Annotated in this window: 13 protein-coding genes; 11 read left to right on the top strand and 2 right to left on the bottom strand. The window is 59.8% G+C overall.

What is annotated here, in order from left to right:
• Positions 1-20: 20 nt before the first annotated feature.
• Positions 21-1,289: a lipid IV(A) 3-deoxy-D-manno-octulosonic acid transferase gene (waaA, locus tag MWU49_RS10375; RefSeq protein WP_246971658.1), complete on the top strand. Its 1,269-nt coding sequence runs from the start codon at positions 21-23 to the stop codon at positions 1,287-1,289.
• Positions 1,290-1,485: 196 nt separating this feature from the next.
• On the opposite strand, the gene MWU49_RS10370 is transcribed toward waaA, so the two are convergent.
• A complete protein-coding gene (locus MWU49_RS10370) occupies positions 1,486-2,898 on the bottom strand; it encodes a TolC family outer membrane protein (protein ID WP_246971655.1) in 1,413 nt (470 codons plus the stop codon).
• A gap of 161 nt (positions 2,899-3,059) precedes the next feature.
• Between MWU49_RS10370 and thiC the strand changes: the two genes are divergently transcribed.
• The 8 genes from thiC to MWU49_RS10330 all read left to right on the top strand — a co-directional run bounded on the left by thiC (position 3,060) and on the right by MWU49_RS10330 (position 13,266).
• Positions 3,060-4,943, top strand: coding sequence for a phosphomethylpyrimidine synthase ThiC (thiC, locus tag MWU49_RS10365; protein ID WP_246971652.1), 1,884 nt, complete (start codon positions 3,060-3,062; stop codon positions 4,941-4,943).
• A complete protein-coding gene (locus MWU49_RS10360; protein WP_246971650.1) occupies positions 4,936-5,565 on the top strand; it encodes an NUDIX domain-containing protein in 630 nt (209 codons plus the stop codon). Before thiC ends, MWU49_RS10360 begins: the two co-directional genes overlap by 8 nt.
• Complete coding sequence (locus MWU49_RS10355; protein WP_246971648.1) at positions 5,562-6,029, top strand: DUF1249 domain-containing protein; 468 nt, start codon at positions 5,562-5,564, stop codon at positions 6,027-6,029. The genes MWU49_RS10360 and MWU49_RS10355 overlap by 4 nt, the downstream gene beginning before the upstream one ends.
• A gap of 206 nt (positions 6,030-6,235) precedes the next feature.
• Positions 6,236-7,042 (top strand): 3',5'-cyclic-AMP phosphodiesterase, encoded by an 807-nt coding sequence (gene cpdA, locus MWU49_RS10350; protein WP_246971646.1) that lies wholly within the window; start codon positions 6,236-6,238, stop codon positions 7,040-7,042.
• A gap of 293 nt (positions 7,043-7,335) precedes the next feature.
• Entirely contained in the window at positions 7,336-7,944 is a 609-nt protein-coding gene (locus tag MWU49_RS10345) for a YqiA/YcfP family alpha/beta fold hydrolase (RefSeq protein ID WP_246971645.1), read from the top strand.
• A gap of 56 nt (positions 7,945-8,000) precedes the next feature.
• Positions 8,001-9,887, top strand: coding sequence for a DNA topoisomerase IV subunit B (gene parE / locus MWU49_RS10340; protein ID WP_246971643.1), 1,887 nt, complete (start codon positions 8,001-8,003; stop codon positions 9,885-9,887).
• A gap of 172 nt (positions 9,888-10,059) precedes the next feature.
• Positions 10,060-12,303: a DNA topoisomerase IV subunit A gene (gene parC / locus MWU49_RS10335; protein ID WP_246971640.1), complete on the top strand. Its 2,244-nt coding sequence runs from the start codon at positions 10,060-10,062 to the stop codon at positions 12,301-12,303.
• A gap of 69 nt (positions 12,304-12,372) precedes the next feature.
• On the top strand, positions 12,373-13,266 hold the full coding sequence (locus tag MWU49_RS10330) for an acyltransferase (protein WP_246971630.1): 894 nt from the start codon (positions 12,373-12,375) through the stop codon (positions 13,264-13,266).
• Here MWU49_RS10330 and MWU49_RS10325 read toward each other — a convergent pair.
• Positions 13,252-13,992: a TIGR04219 family outer membrane beta-barrel protein gene (locus tag MWU49_RS10325; protein ID WP_246971628.1), complete on the bottom strand. Its 741-nt coding sequence runs from the start codon at positions 13,990-13,992 to the stop codon at positions 13,252-13,254. The two genes, MWU49_RS10330 and MWU49_RS10325, sit on opposite strands and share 15 nt — an antisense overlap.
• Before the next feature lie 141 nt (positions 13,993-14,133).
• Between MWU49_RS10325 and MWU49_RS10320 the strand changes: the two genes are divergently transcribed.
• Together MWU49_RS10320 and MWU49_RS10315 are read left to right on the top strand one after the other, a co-directional pair.
• Positions 14,134-14,658 carry a DUF4262 domain-containing protein gene (locus tag MWU49_RS10320; RefSeq protein ID WP_246971626.1) on the top strand — a complete coding sequence of 175 codons (525 nt, stop codon included), beginning with the start codon at positions 14,134-14,136 and terminating at the stop codon, positions 14,656-14,658.
• 50 nt (positions 14,659-14,708) lie between these two features.
• Positions 14,709-15,245, top strand: a complete 537-nt coding sequence (locus MWU49_RS10315; RefSeq protein ID WP_246971623.1) for a DUF2058 domain-containing protein — start codon at positions 14,709-14,711, stop codon at positions 15,243-15,245.
• Positions 15,246-15,288: the final 43 nt, after the last annotated feature.

Genomic DNA, 15,288 nt, shown 5'->3' with positions numbered 1-15,288 from the left:
CGTCCGACACAAAAGAATCTATGCGAACCTTCTACTCCGCCCTCTGGTACTTGCTGCTTCCCTTTCTGTTCCTGCGCCTGTGGCTGCGCGGCCGACAGGCGCCGGCCTATCGCCAACGCTGGACTGAGCGGATGGCCTGGGGGTATCGCCCCGGCACCCTGAAAAACAGCCTCTGGGTACATGCGGTGTCGGTGGGCGAAACCCTGGCGGCAGCGCCCCTGATCGAGCGTCTGCTTGCGGATCACCCGGGCACGCCATTGTTGGTAACCACCACCACCCCAACGGGGTCGGAACGGGTCAAGGCGCTGTTCGGTGAGCGGGTGACCCACGTCTATTGTCCCTGGGAAGTGCCGGGTGCGCTGAGTCGCTTTATGAAGGCCTTTGACCCGCAGTTGGTGGTGGTGCTGGAAACCGAGTTGTGGCCTAACCTGTGTGCCGCGGTAAAACGTCACGGCGCCAGACTCATGCTGATGAACGGGCGCCTGTCAGAGAAGAGCTACCGGGGCTACAGCAAGCTGCCACGGCTGGTGCGGCCAATGATGGCGCAATTCGATGCGCTGGCGGTACAGACGCCGGTGGAAGCAGAGCGTTATGTGGCGCTGGGCGCCTGGCCGGAACGGGTACATGCCATCGGCAGTGTGAAGTTCGACATGACCCTGGATCAGGCGCTGCGCGACAAGGCGGCCACATTGCGTACCGACATGGGAGCGCGCCCGGTGTGGATCGCGGCCAGCACCCATCCTGGTGAAGACGAACCGGTGCTGGCGGCCCATCAGCAGGTGCTGGCGAGCCAGCCTGATGCCTTGCTGGTTCTGGTGCCCCGTCATCCTGAACGCTTCAATGATGTGGCCAGCCTGATCCGCCAGCAGGGTCTGAGCGTGGCCCGGCGCAGCGCTGCGCAATCGCCCGCCGGAGTGCAGGTCTATCTGGCGGACACCATGGGCGAACTGCTGATGCTGTTCGGCGCCGCGGACCTCGCCTTCGTGGGAGGCTCACTGGTGCCGGTGGGTGGGCACAACCTGCTCGAACCCGCCGCCTGGGAGAAACCGGTGCTTACCGGCCCGCACTTGCACAACTTCACCGCCATTTCGCAACTGCTTGATGACGCCGGCGGACTGTCGGTGGTCAACAATGCTGATGAATTGGCTGCGACCCTGTTGGCGCTGTTCGGTGATGCCGAGCGTTGCCGTCAACAGGGACAGGCCGCCGCTGCGGTGGTGGAAGCGAACCGGGGGGCGCTTGAGAAAGGGCTGCTGTTAATCAGTGAACAGTTAACAGTGAATAGTTAACAGCGCGCGGGTTGGGGTGGTTGGGTGCTGCGAGGTGCCGGGCCGCGCTCATGGGGTTGGTGGGGTGTGCCTTTCGAAACTTGCTTCTCGTTACTTGCTACTCTCCATAAGCAAGAGGCCGCGCCCGGTGTCCGGGCGCGGCCTCTTTGCATTCAGTTAACTCAGGCGCTGCACGCGCACTGTTAACTATTCACTGTTAATTGTTAACTGCATTCTCCTGCATTTTTTCCTCACTCTTGCCTTCCAGGTCCGGCGCGTAGAGGTTCAGGGTCTCGGTGGGGGAGAGCCACTGGTTGACGGCGGCCAGGTCGCCTTGTTGCAGGTCGCCGGTGCTGGATTTCAGGGTCAGGGAATCGACGATGTAATCGTAACGGGCGTTGGCGTAGTCGCGTTCGGCGGCGAACAGGGCGCGCTGGGCGTTGAGCACGTCTACCACGTTACGGGTGCCCACTTCATAGCCGGACTGGGTGGCGTCCAGGGCGGAGCGGGTGGAGCGGATGGCCTGTTCGCGGGCTTTAATGCGCAGGGCATCCGCTTCTACGGTGCGGTAGGCATTGCGGGTTTGCTGTACTGCGTTACGCAGGGTCTGGTCGTACTGGTAGTCGGCAGCGTCGGCGCGCAGGTAGGCTTCCTTGCGGCGACTGTTCAGGCCGCCACCCTGGAATAGCGGCATACTCACCTCGATACCAATCTGGCGGGTGTCGGTGCTGTTCAGGCCGCTGCCAGCACCGGTCAGCGCCGGGTCATCATCCGGGTACAGGTTGGAATTCTGATACTGCGCCACCAGCTGTACTTGCGGCATCATGGTGCCGAGCTGGCGCTTGGCCGTGTTCTCGGTCAGTTCGGTGTTATAGCGGGCGGCACGGACCTGTGGGTTCTCTGCCTTGGCCTTCTCGATCCAGTCATCCATGGCGGCGGGCTGGGGGCCTTCCATGGGCAGCTCTTCCTGCAGCTCGGAGAGGGTTTCCCACTGCTGGCCGGTGAGGGTTTCCAGCTGGTCACGGGCAATTTCGTATTGCTGGCGGGCCACGATCAGGTTGACCTGGGTGAGGTCGTAGGTGGCCTGGGCTTCTTCCACATCGGTGGCGGGCACCAGCCCCACATCAAAGCGTTCCTGGGTCTGTTCCAGCTGACGGCCAATGGCTTTCTCTTCGGCCTTGGCAGACACCCAGGTGTCCCAGGCGCGCAGCACACCGAAATAGCCCTGAGCCACCCGCAGAACGAAATCCTGGCGGGCCTGCTGGAAATTCGCGTGGGCAATATCGGTGCTGTTCTTGGCTTCCTTGTAGCCGTACCAGGCATCCACGCGGAACAATGGCTGCGCCAGGGTTACGGTAGTGACTTCGCTTTCATAGCTCTCATCAAAGTTGAGATCCTTGATTTCGCGCTCGTTGTCATAGACGCCATAGCTGGCGTTCACGCTCGGGAAGAGTGCCGCACGCCCCTGCACCAGAAGCTGCTGGTCGGCGCTCCAGTTCATCCGTGCGGCCTGCCAGGTGCCGTCATAGCTCCAGGCGGCGTTGGCCACATCGACCAGATCGGCGGCATTTACGGAGCTGGCCAGGGCGGTCAGCATGAATACAAGGGTCTTGCTGGGGCTGCGCTTCATTCCGGGGCACTCTTTCCTGTCGTTGTCAGCCAATTATAGTACCGGCTGGTTTAGAAATTAATAGTGGCTTTTGCGGGCCGGTCATGCGGTTGTTTGGCCAATGGGCGCTGGCGTATAGTGTCCAGCCATTCCTGTCTGTACCTTTATTTCTGGAGGCCGACGTGCCAGACGATCAGCGCCCCATCGCGGCTACTGCCATCGATGAATCCTGTCAGCCCATTGCCGGGTCCCGAAAAATCTATGTGACCGGTTCCCGCGAGGACATCCGTGTGCCCATGCGCGAGATCCGCCAGGATCCGACACCACTGGCGGATGGAAAGTTCGAGGATAACCCGCCGGTGACGGTTTACGATACCTCGGGGCCTTATACTGATCCGGATGTGCAGATCGATGTCCGCAAAGGCTTGTCGCCAATTCGTCTGAACTGGATTCAGGATCGCAATGATACCGAGGAATTGTCCGGTCTGACCAGTGAATATGGGCGCAAGCGGGCGGCGGATGTGAAAGTGGCCGGACTTCGCTTCGAGCATGTGCGTACCCCGCTGCGTGCCAAACCGGGGCAGAATGTCTCCCAGATGCATTATGCCCGTCAGGGCATCATCACCCCGGAAATGGAATTCGTGGCGATCCGCGAAAACCAGCGCCTGCAGGAGCAGCGCGCGGCGGGCTTGCCTGCGAGCCAGCATCCCGGGCAAAGCTTTGGCGCTGCCATTCCGGCTGAGATCACCCCGGAATTCGTCCGTGACGAAGTGGCCCGCGGCCGTGCGGTGATTCCGGTGAACATCAACCACCCGGAAATCGAGCCGATGATCATCGGCCGTAACTTCCTCACCAAGATCAACGCCAATATCGGCAACTCGGCGGTGACCTCTTCCATTGAGGAAGAAGTGTCCAAGATGACCTGGGCCACCCGCTGGGGCGGCGATACCGTGATGGACCTGTCCACCGGCGACAATATTCATGAAACCCGCGAGTGGATCCTGCGCAACTCCCCGGTGCCGATCGGTACTGTGCCGATCTATCAGGCGCTGGAGAAGGTTAATGGCATCGCTGAAGACCTGACCTGGGAAATCTTCCGTGACACCCTGATCGAGCAGGCGGAGCAGGGGGTGAGCTACTTCACCATCCACGCTGGCGTACTGCTGCGTTACGTGCCCATGACCGCCAACCGGGTCACCGGTATCGTTTCCCGTGGTGGCTCGATCATGGCCAAGTGGTGTCTGGCGCATCACAAGGAGAACTTCCTCTACACCCATTTCGAGGACATCTGCGAGATCATGAAGGCCTATGATGTGACCTTCAGTCTCGGCGATGGCCTGCGTCCCGGCTCCATTGCCGACGCCAACGACGAAGCCCAGTTCAGCGAACTGCGTACCCTGGGTGAGCTCACCAAGATCGCCTGGAAGCATGATGTGCAGGTGATGATCGAAGGCCCCGGCCATGTGCCCATGCACATGATCAAGGCCAACATGGATGAGCAGCTGGAGCACTGTGGTGAAGCGCCGTTCTACACCCTGGGCCCGCTGACTATTGATGTGTCTCCCGGTTATGACCACATCTCCAGTGCCATCGGTGCGGCCATGATCGGCTGGTACGGCACGGCCATGCTCTGCTATGTGACCCCGAAGGAACATCTGGGCCTGCCCAACCGGGAGGACGTGAAAGAAGGCATCATCGCCTACAAGATCGCCGCCCACGCCGCAGATCTGGCCAAGGGGCATCCTGGTGCGCAGATTCGTGACAACGCCCTGTCCAAGGCGCGTTTCGAGTTCCGCTGGGAAGACCAGTTCAATCTGGGCCTGGATCCGGATCGTGCCCGCCAGTTCCACGATGAGACCCTGCCCAAGCAGGCTCACAAGGTGGCTCACTTCTGCTCCATGTGTGGTCCCAAGTTCTGCTCCATGAAAATCAGCCAGGAAGTGCGCGAGACCTACGGCGACGGTAACGCCCAGGTGCAGCAGGCGGATGCGGAAGCCGGCATGGAAGAAAAGTCACGGGAATTCCGCGAGCAGGGCAGTGCCCTGTATCACAAAGCCAATGACTGATATCGAGCCGCGCTTCAATCAGCAGGATGTGGAAGTCCTGGAGCGGGAAACCCCGTTCCAGGGCTTCTTCAGGGTGGATGCCCTGACCCTGCGTCACCGTCAATATGAGGGGGGCTGGGGCAAGCCGATTCGCCGTGAATTGTTTGTGCGTCCGCGGGCGGCGGCAGTCTTGCCCTATGATCCGCTGCGCGGCGAGATTCTGCTGGTGGAACAGTTTCGTGTCGGCGCGCTGGAGTGGCGGGACTCGCCCTGGTGCCTGGAGCTGATTGCGGGTCTGGCGGACAAGGAAGGCGAAAGCCCGGAAGACCTGATTCGCCGCGAGGCGGTGGAAGAGGGTGGTCTGACCCTGGGGGCCATGGAAACCGTGGCGCACTATATGCCGAGCCCGGGGGGCACCGACGAGCGACTGCACGTGTTCATCGGCCAGGCTGACCTGGAAGGTGCCGGCGGCATCTTTGGCTGCCCGGAAGAGGGCGAAGATATCCGCGCCCTGACCGTGCCGGTGGGGCAGATTCCCGAGTTGCTCACCTCTGGCAGGGTGGACAATGCCGCCAGCCTGATCGCCCTGCAGTGGTTGTTGCTGCACCGGGCAGAACTGGATGCGCGCTGGAGCAAGGCGTGAGCCGTCGCGGCCGCTATCAGGTGGACTTTCGCGCACTGATGACCCAGTGCGAGGAAAACTATGCGCGCATGATGCCGCTGATGAAGGCATTGGGCGACAGGGATAGTCTGGCGGTGGAGCTGGGCCATGAACGCCACCCCCACACTCTTAACTTGCGTGTGCTGGAGCGCTCTCCCTATACCACTACGGTGCGGCTGGAAGATCAGGAGTTGCTGGCGGTGCTGCCGGCCTCGCGTCTGACCGTGCGCCTCTACCATGATGCGCGCCTCGCCGAAGTCACCGAGGCGCGCCCCTTTCGGCGGGTCAATGCCCGTTACTCCTACCCCAATCGCAACATGCACCAGCGTGATGAGAAGGCGCAGTGGAACCGGTTTCTGGCCGAATGGCTGCGCCATGTGCATGACCACGGCCGTGATGCCGGCGCCCAGTGGCGTCAGCAGGTTTCCGGCTCTGACACGGATTGACCTGCTGAGCAACCACTAGCAGTATCATTTGTGGAGAATTGGTAACCATTTCAGGGTATGCGTCTTGGTGCCTAGAAATGTGACATCATCTTGGTTATAAGAAGAATGTATTGGTCGTAAAAGCGGCCGGAAGGCGTAACGGGGACGCCAGGGAGGGTTGGCCTCCCCCATCAATGGAATAAGAGCATGGTCACGGGAGTGGGGATTTGACGCAGCAGTTGCAGCCCCTTCGAATTGTGCAGTTGTCCGACTGCCACTTGTTTGCCGATGTCAGTGGCAAGCTGTTGGGCCTCAATACCCAGTTCAGCCTGGACAAGGTACTGGATCTGATCCGCAAGGAGCAGCCGGATCCGGACCTGATTCTGGCTACCGGGGATCTGTCCCAGGATGCTTCCTTTGAATCGTATCAGCGACTGGATGATGCCCTGAGCACCTTCCAGGTGCCGGTATATTGGCTGGAAGGCAATCACGACAAGCCGGCGCCGATGCTGGAAGCCCTGCATGCCCAGCGGGATCGCATGAGTCCCTGTGTACTTGAGCAGGGCGCCTGGACCATTGTCATGCTGGATTCCACCATTCCCGGTGAAGTGCCCGGCGAATTGTTTGATGAAGATCTGAAGTTCCTGGATGACGCCCTGCATAATGCCAGGGGCGAGCATCTGATGGTGTGTTTGCACCACCATCCAGTTCCCATGGACTGCGCCTGGCTGGATACCCAGCTGGTGGGCAGCGCCGACAAGTTTTTCGACGTAATTGACCGTCATCCCAAGGTGCGCGCCATCATCTGGGGGCATGTGCACCAGGAATATGACAGCACCCGCAATGGGGTTCGCCTGATGGCGGTGCCCAGTACCTGTGTGCAGTTCAAGCCCGGCAGTGAAGACTTCGCCGTGGACGATGCCAACCCCGGCTACCGCTGGCTGGATCTCCACCCTGACGGCCGCATCGACACCGGCGTCAGCCGGGTGGAAGGCATCACCTTTGAGGTGGACTTCTCGGTCAAGGGCTACTGAACGGCAGTTAATAGTTAATAGTTAACATGAATAGCGTCGCGTTATCGCGCTATGTGATCTGAAAGGATGGAGGCCGCGCCCAGAGGTTGGGCGCGGCCTCATGCCTTTAAAAACAATGGAAAAACCCGATAAAGCTTGACAGGGTGTGCCGGTCGGGCAGCCTTGTTCACTGTTCACTGTTCACTGTTCACTGTTCACTGTTCACTGTTCACTGTTCACTGTTCACTGTTCACTGTTCACTGTTCACTGTTCACTGTTCACTGTTCACTGTTCACTGTTGCGGATGCGATCTCATGGCGCCAGAAACTTCTCTGCTCTACATTCATGGCTTCAACAGCTCCCCCGCGTCCCACAAGGCCGGCCTGCTTCGCGAGGTGTTTGAGCAGGCCGGTTGTCCGGAGCGGTTGATTACGCCGGCGCTGCCGCCGTCACCGCGGCAGGCCATGGCAGAGCTGGATGCGGCGATTGCCTCCGCCGGACCTGTGGCCTTGCTGGGGTCTTCGCTGGGCGGTTTCTATGCCACCTGGCTGGCGGAACATCATGATCTAAAGGCGGTGGTAGTGAATCCGGCGGTTCGTCCGTGGCTACTACTGGACAAATACACAGGTATCCAGCATAACTATCACACCGGCGAGGCGTGGGAGTTTGATCCCGCCTGGATTGATGTGCTCAAGCGCTACGAAGTGCCGGCCATCAGCAAACCGGAAAACCTGCTGCTGCTGACCCAGACCGGGGATGAAACACTGAACTGGGAAGATGGCTGGGACTATTATGGCGACTGTCACCGCTATTGCGGCTTGGGTGGAAGCCATGGCTTTGATAACTTTGACGCCTTTATACCGCTGATACTGCGGTTTTGTGGCCTGGAAATACACGCTGGAGGCCAGACGCCGAACGCCTGACGTACCTGTTTGCGTCTGGCGTCGGGCATCATGCGTCCGGCGCTTTTGGGAAATTTATGACCAATAATTATACGTCCGAAAATATTGAAGTTTTGTCGGGCTTGGAGCCGGTGCGCAAGCGCCCCGGCATGTACACCGATACCACCCGCCCCAACCATCTTGCCCAGGAAGTGATCGACAACTCCGTCGATGAAGCCCTGGCCGGGCATGCCAAATCCATCAAGGTCACCCTGTTCAAGGACGGTGGCGTGGAAGTGGAGGATGATGGCCGTGGCATGCCGGTGGATATGCATCCCGTGCAGAAGAAGCCCGGTGTGGAAGTGATCCTGTCCACCCTGCATGCGGGCGGCAAGTTCTCCAACAATAACTACCAGTTCAGCGGCGGTCTGCACGGTGTGGGTGTGTCCGTGGTGAACGCGCTGTCCACCAAGCTGGAAGTGCTGGTCAAACGTGACGGCCAGCTGCATCGCATCGAGTTTGGTGACGGTGAAAAGCGCAGCGAGCTGGAAGTTATCGACACGGTGGGCAAGCGCAATACCGGTACCATCCTGCGCTTCTGGCCTGATCCGTCCTACTTTGATTCGCCGAAGATTTCCGTTTCCCGCCTCAAGCATCTGCTGCGCGCCAAGGCAGTGCTGTGTCCTGGCCTGAAAGTCATTCTGGAAAACCAGATCAACGGTGAGACCGAGACCTGGCAGTTTGAAGATGGCCTGATCGAGTACCTGCTGGAATCTGCTACCGGCTGGGAGCGGGTGCCGGAAGAGCCGTTCAACGGTGCCATGAGTGCGGAAACCGAAGCCGTGGACTGGGCCGTGATGTGGCTGCCGGAAGGTGGCGAGCTGGTTCAGGAATCCTACGTCAACCTGATTCCCACCGCCCAGGGTGGCACCCATGTGAATGGCCTGCGTTCCGGCTTGCTGGATGCCATGCGCGAATTCTGCGAATTCCGTAACCTGCTGCCGCGGGGCGTGAAGCTGACCCCGGAGGATATCTGGGATCGTGCTGCCTACGTGCTCAGCGTGAAGATGCAGGATCCGCAGTTTGCCGGCCAGACCAAGGAACGACTCAGTTCCCGCCAGACGGCCGCCTTTGTCTCCGGTGTGGTAAAAGACGCCTTCTCCCTGTGGCTGAACCAGCACACCGATGAAGCCGAGAAGCTCGCGGACCTGTGTATCAATAATGCCCAGAAGCGTCTGCGTGCGGCCAAGAAAGTCACCCGTAAAAAAGTCACCAGCGGTCCGGCCTTGCCTGGCAAGCTGGCGGACTGCACCAGCGATGATCCGGCCCAGAGTGAGATCTTCCTGGTGGAAGGGGATTCCGCCGGGGGGTCTGCCAAGCAGGCCCGCGAGCGGGTCTTCCAGGCCATCATGCCGCTGCGCGGCAAGATCATGAATACCTGGGAAGTGGACTCCAACGAGGTCTTGGGCAGCCAGGAAATTCACGACATTGCCGTGGCCCTGGGGATCGAGCCAGGCTCCGATGATTTGAGTGGTCTGCGCTATGGCAAGGTCTGCATCCTCGCCGATGCGGACTCCGACGGTCTGCACATTGCCACCCTGATTTGCGCCCTGTTCCTGCGTCACTTCCCGGCCCTGGTAAAACACGGCCACGTGTTCGTGGCCATGCCTCCCCTGTACCGCATTGATGTGGGCAAGGATGTGTACTACGCCCTCGACAAGGACGAGCGCGACGGTGTGCTGGATCGCATCAAGGCGGAAAAGAAGCGTGGCAAGGTCAATGTGACCCGCTTCAAGGGTCTGGGTGAGATGAATCCGCTGCAGCTTCGTGAAACCACCATGGCCCCGGACACCCGCCGCCTGGTGCGCCTGTCCATCAGTAGCGACGACGAGACCCATCAACTGATGGACATGCTGCTGAGCAAGAAGCGCGCCTCGGACCGCAAGACCTGGCTGGAAACCAAGGGCAATCTGGCTGAAGTGTGAGACGCCGAACGCGGGATGCCGGGCGCTAACCGTCTGGTGCGGGCGACGAGATTGAAGTTTAAAAACATACGGGAATAAACCGGGCGTTTGATGGCGCCAGCGTTTGCGGATTCACTCCGCCAAGCGTCTGGCGTCTGGCATCAGGCGTCCAGCTACGAGCTAGCGAGTACCTATGGCTGACGAATTTGAAAGTTTTCCCCTGAGGGAATACACCGAAAAAGCGTACCTGGATTATTCCATGTACGTGATTCTTGACCGGGCGTTGCCGAATATCGGTGACGGTCTCAAGCCGGTGCAGCGGCGTATTGTCTACGCCATGAGCGAGCTGGGCCTGAAGGCCACCGCCAAGTACAAGAAATCTGCCCGTACCGTGGGTGACGTGCTGGGTAAGTACCACCCTCACGGTGACTCCGCCTGTTATGAAGCCATGGTGCTGATGGCGCAGCCGTTCAGTTATCGCTATCCACTGGTGGATGGGCAGGGTAACTGGGGGAGTGCCGATGATCCCAAGTCCTTCGCCGCCATGCGTTATACCGAATCCAAGCTGGCTCCCTATGCGGAAGTGCTGCTGTCGGAACTGGGTCAGGGCACTGTGGAATGGGTGCCGAACTTTGACGGCACCATGGAAGAGCCCAAGCTGCTGCCGGCGCGCCTGCCCAATGTGCTGCTCAATGGCACCACCGGTATCGCGGTGGGCATGAGCACGGATATTCCGCCGCACAACCTGCGGGAAGTGGCCAACGCCTGTATCCATCTGCTGAAAGATCCCGGTGCCTCACTGGATGACCTGATGCAGTACATCCAGGGGCCGGATTTCCCCACCGAAGCGGAAGTGATTACCTCCCAGAACGACATCATCCGCATGTACGCGGAGGGCAAGGGCTCTCTCAAGCAGCGCGCGGTTTATGAGCGTGAGGAAGGCGATATCGTCGTCACCGCACTGCCTTACCAGGTGTCCGGGGCCAAGGTGCTGGAACAGATCGCGGATCAGATGAACAAGAAGAAGCTGCCCATGGTCAGCGATCTTCGTGATGAGTCTGATCATGAGAATCCGACGCGTCTGGTGATTACGCCCCGTTCCAACCGGGTGGATGTGGAACAGTTGATGAGTCACCTGTTCGCCACCACGGATCTGGAAAAGAATTACCGGGTCAACCTGAACATGATCGGCATTGATGGCCGGCCGCAGGTGAAGAGCCTGGATACCATTCTCAACGAATGGCTGCAGTTCCGCATGGTCACCGTGCGTCGCCGTCTTCAGCACCGTCTCGACAAGGTGCTCGATCGCCTGCATATCCTGGAAGGTCTGCTGGTCGCCTTCCTCAATATTGATGAAGTGATTCACATCATCCGTACCGAAGATGCTCCCAAGCCGGTGCTGATGGAACGCTTCGGTATTTCCGACCGTCAGGCCGAAGCCATCCTCGAATTGAAATTGCGCCACCTGGCCAAGCTCGAGGAAATGAAGATCCGTGGTGAGCAGGACGAGCTCAACGAAGAGCGCGAAAAGCTGGAAGCCACGCTGGCCTCCACCGCCAAAATGAAAAAGCTGGTGGCCAAAGAGCTGAAGGAAGACGCCGAGAAATACGGCGACGATCGTCGTTCCCCGCTGGTGGAGCGTGACGATGCCAAGGCCCTGGATGAAACCGATCTGGTCAGCGCCGATCCGGTCACCGTGGTGCTGTCCGAGAAGGGCTGGGTGCGTGCCGCCAAGGGCCACGATGTGGATGTGGTGGGCCTGAGCTACAAGGCCGGTGACAAATACAAGGCGTCCGCCAAGGGCAAATCCAATCAACCGGTGTGCTTCCTGGACAGTACCGGGCGCAGTTACTCCCTGCTTGCCCACACCCTGCCCAGTGCGCGCGGTCAGGGTGAACCCCTGTCCGGACGGGTGAGTCCACCTTCCGGGGCCAGTTTCATGGCAGCGGTCATGGGCAAGGAAAAGGATGCCTACCTGATGAGTACCGATGCCGGTTACGGTTTTGTGGTGCGCTACGGGGATCTGCTGGCCAACAAGAAGGCGGGCAAGACGGTATTGAGCGTGCCCAAGGGCGGTCGGGTACTACCTCCCCAGGCCATTGCCAGCACCGCGGAGGATCTGATTGCACTGGTTTCCAACGAAGGGCGCCTGTTGGTGTTCCCGGTGAAGGAACTGCCGGAAATGATGCGCGGCAAGGGTAACAAGATGATGTCCATTCCTTCCGCGCGAGTGCTGGCTCGTGAAGAGTTTGTCCAGGATGTACAGGTGGTTGGCCCGCAGGATGCATTGACCATCTATGCGGGCAAGCGTCACCTGACGCTCAAGCCGTCCGATCTGGAGCATTACTACGGTGAGCGGGGCCGCCGTGGCGCCAAGTTGCCGCGGGGCTTCCAGAACGTGGACAGCATGGCGGTGGAACGCAAGGAAAGTGAGTGAAGGCTGCCGGCCTGGCCGGGCCGGCAGTGATGCCGTAATACACGCCGCCAGAGGCGCGAGGGAAGGGTAATGGTCAGGGGTGTCACAACCGTCTTGTTGTTGCTGGTCAACACGCTGGTGTTGATTGGTCCGATGATGCTCGTGGCACTGCTCAAGCTGTTACCCGGCGCGGCCTGGCGGCGCTTCTGTTCGCGCCTGGTGATGTGGATCGCCGAAACCTGGGCGGAAATCTGCAAGGCCATCTTTGCACTGATGACGCCCACTCACTGGGATATTCGCGGGGTGGAGAGCCTGCGCCAGGATACTTCCTATCTGGTGGTCAGCAATCACCAGTCCTGGGTGGATATTCCCGCCCTGGTGGAAACCTTCAACCGCAAGACCCCCTACTTCAAATTCTTCCTCAAGAAAGAACTGATCTGGGTGCCCTTCCTGGGGCTGGCTTTCTGGGCGCTGGATTACCCCTTCATGAAGCGCTACAGCAAGGCGGTGCTGGACAAGCATCCCGAGCTCAAGGGCAAGGATCTGGAAATCACTCGCCGCGCCTGTGAGAAGTTCGCTGGCATACCGGTAACGGTGGTCAATTTTCTGGAGGGGACCCGTTTCACTCCCGCCAAACAGCAGGCCCAGCAATCGTCCTACAGTCATCTGCTCAAACCCAAGGCAGGCGGTGTGGCGTTCGTGATGGCGGCGCTGGGGTATAACCTGGATGCCTTGCTGGATGTGACCATCGTCTACCCGGAAGGCAAGCCGCCGGGGTTCTGGGCGCTGCTCAGCGGACGCGTGAGTCGTGTGGTGGTGGATGTGAAAACCCGGCCACTGGATCCAGCCCTGTGGCGTAGTGACTATCAAGAAGATCCGGCATTCCGGGCTGAAGTGCAGCAGTGGGTCAGTGATCTCTGGGCGGAGAAAGACCAGCGGATCACCGACCTCAAGGCGGAGCCGGGTGGATCAGAATCCCAGTGACAGGGCCACGTAGGGGCCGCCCATATCCAGATCCGTGGTCAACCGGCTGACGTTGTCCAGATTGAGATTGATCTGGCTGTAACCCACCTCCACGCCGAGCAGAAAATCCGAGCGCCATCCCACCCGCACGTTGTAATCATTCATGCTTGAGCCGTTGTACTTGATGCCATTCAGCTCGCCGCCCAGATAGGCGCCCGTGGAAGGGATGTCGAAGCGCACAGCGCCGTGGGCCATGGGCAGCATTTCATCAATATTCAGCCGGGAGTCCGCTATGATGCTGGTGAGACGGACATAGCCGTCGATCTGGCGGATGGTCAGGCCCACGTCCAGCTTCAGGCTGGTATCGATGGGCGTGTAGTAGAGCGTCCCTTCGAGCATTTCCAGCTCCAGCTCACTGTCCACCCGGGTGCTGGCCACGTAGGGCTTGTCGTTGAAGATGAAGGTGCGCTGCAGGCGGTTGCTGGCGGATTCATACAAGTCAAAGTAACGTGCGCGGACATTGGGAATCAGCGGAACCGGGTGCTCAATGCCCAGCCAGATCACGCTCTGATCGGCCTGCCCCATGCCCAGATCCTCTTCCACATCCACGTTGGCAGGGCCGGAGGAAACGGTGCCCTTGAAGTCGGTATTCCAGTTGTAGCCGCCGCCGTAGATATTCAGGCCGGGGGCAGCGTGCAGGGCGGTGCTGGCGAGCAGGGCGCTGGTGGCGATAAGAGTCCGTTTCATGATCAATCCCTGGGCAGAAGAGGTGTATGGCAGTGTAGCGCAGCTGGCGGCAAAGGGGCCAAGATGGATGTGTTTCTGTTAAACTGGCCCCTGAAATTCAGCCTTGGCTAGCAGCCCCCTCCCACGGAGTCAGACAGCCCCATGTTTCTCGACGAAATGCCAGGAAAATTCCGCTACCCGGCCGCAGAGGATGCAGAAGATGAAGCCCTGTTGGCGGATATCCAGCGCAAGGGCTGGCATCACTTTGCGGTGGCCGGTGGCGATGGTCAGCCGGGGTATACGTTCAGTGTTGGGCATTTCCTCAACCTGAACCATCCGGAACTGATCGTGGTCGGCCTGAAGGATTCGCTGGCCAGCCGTCTGCTGGACAGTGCGGCTGTGCGTATTCGCGGCTTGAACAAGCCCTATCAGCCGTATCGACTGTACAGTGATATCGCCGACGGCCTGGAAGTCATGTTCCTGCCGGTGGCGTTTCCCCATTACAAGGAATACCTGGGCTTTGCCAACTGGTTCTACCAGAGTTTGCCGGCCCCTTACCCGGCCTTGCAGATGGTATGGCCGGACCCGAAAGGCGTGTTCCCCTGGCAGCCAGGCTATGATTCCCGATTCCGGCGCGCCCAGCCCTTGCTGGGGGCGCCACCGGCCACGCCACTGACGCGCAACTGAAACAGTATTGGAACCGGTTTTCCGGGTTAACCACTGAGCGAGAGATCACCATGAGCTCCCTGCAGGAACAATTGATGAAGGCCGGCCTGGCCGACAAGAAAAAGGCGCGCAAGGCCAAGCAGCAGAAGCGTGAAGACGTGAACAAGGCCAAGCGTGGCGAGATCGAACTGGAAGATCCTGCCGAGCGGGCCCGTCGCCAGCGCGAAGAGCAGGCGCAGGCAGATCGCGAGCGCGAAGCGGCCCGCAAGGCGGAGCGTGAGAAGAAGGAAATCGCCGCCCAGATCAAGCAGATGATCGAGCAGAGCCGTATCGAGCGTAGCCAGGGTGATGTGGCCTATCAGTTTGTGCAGGACAAGAAGATCAAGAAGGCCTGGGTGACCGCCAAACAGCAGCAACAGCTGGAGCGCGGCCAGATTGCCATCGTGGCACTGGATGACAGCTTCGAGCTGGTGCCCATGGTGGTCGCCGAGAAGATCCGTCAGCGTGATGAACAGGCGATTCTGTTGCTCAACGAACGCGGCAGTCAGGAAGTGGACGAGGACGATCCCTACAAGGACTTCCCGATTCCTGATGATCTGATGTGGTAAGAGCCGCTGCATGCATCACGCAACACGCAACACGAGAAAGAAT

The organism is Alcanivorax sp. S6407, from assembly GCF_023016115.1.
Taxonomy (GTDB): domain Bacteria; phylum Pseudomonadota; class Gammaproteobacteria; order Pseudomonadales; family Alcanivoracaceae; genus Alcanivorax.
The sequence above is the reverse complement of the archived record's forward strand: the minus strand, read 5'-3'. Positions and strand labels throughout refer to the sequence as shown.

Coding starts and splice junctions, on each gene's coding strand:
- waaA (WP_246971658.1), top strand. CDS start 21: ATGCGAACCTTCTACTCCGCCCTCTGGTACTTGCTGCTTCCCTTTCTG.
- MWU49_RS10370 (WP_246971655.1), bottom strand. CDS start 2,898: ATGAAGCGCAGCCCCAGCAAGACCCTTGTATTCATGCTGACCGCCCTG.
- MWU49_RS10360 (WP_246971650.1), top strand. CDS start 4,936: ATGACTGATATCGAGCCGCGCTTCAATCAGCAGGATGTGGAAGTCCTG.
- MWU49_RS10345 (WP_246971645.1), top strand. CDS start 7,336: ATGGCGCCAGAAACTTCTCTGCTCTACATTCATGGCTTCAACAGCTCC.
- parE (WP_246971643.1), top strand. CDS start 8,001: ATGACCAATAATTATACGTCCGAAAATATTGAAGTTTTGTCGGGCTTG.
- parC (WP_246971640.1), top strand. CDS start 10,060: ATGGCTGACGAATTTGAAAGTTTTCCCCTGAGGGAATACACCGAAAAA.
- MWU49_RS10330 (WP_246971630.1), top strand. CDS start 12,373: ATGGTCAGGGGTGTCACAACCGTCTTGTTGTTGCTGGTCAACACGCTG.
- MWU49_RS10325 (WP_246971628.1), bottom strand. CDS start 13,992: ATGAAACGGACTCTTATCGCCACCAGCGCCCTGCTCGCCAGCACCGCC.
- MWU49_RS10320 (WP_246971626.1), top strand. CDS start 14,134: ATGTTTCTCGACGAAATGCCAGGAAAATTCCGCTACCCGGCCGCAGAG.
- MWU49_RS10315 (WP_246971623.1), top strand. CDS start 14,709: ATGAGCTCCCTGCAGGAACAATTGATGAAGGCCGGCCTGGCCGACAAG.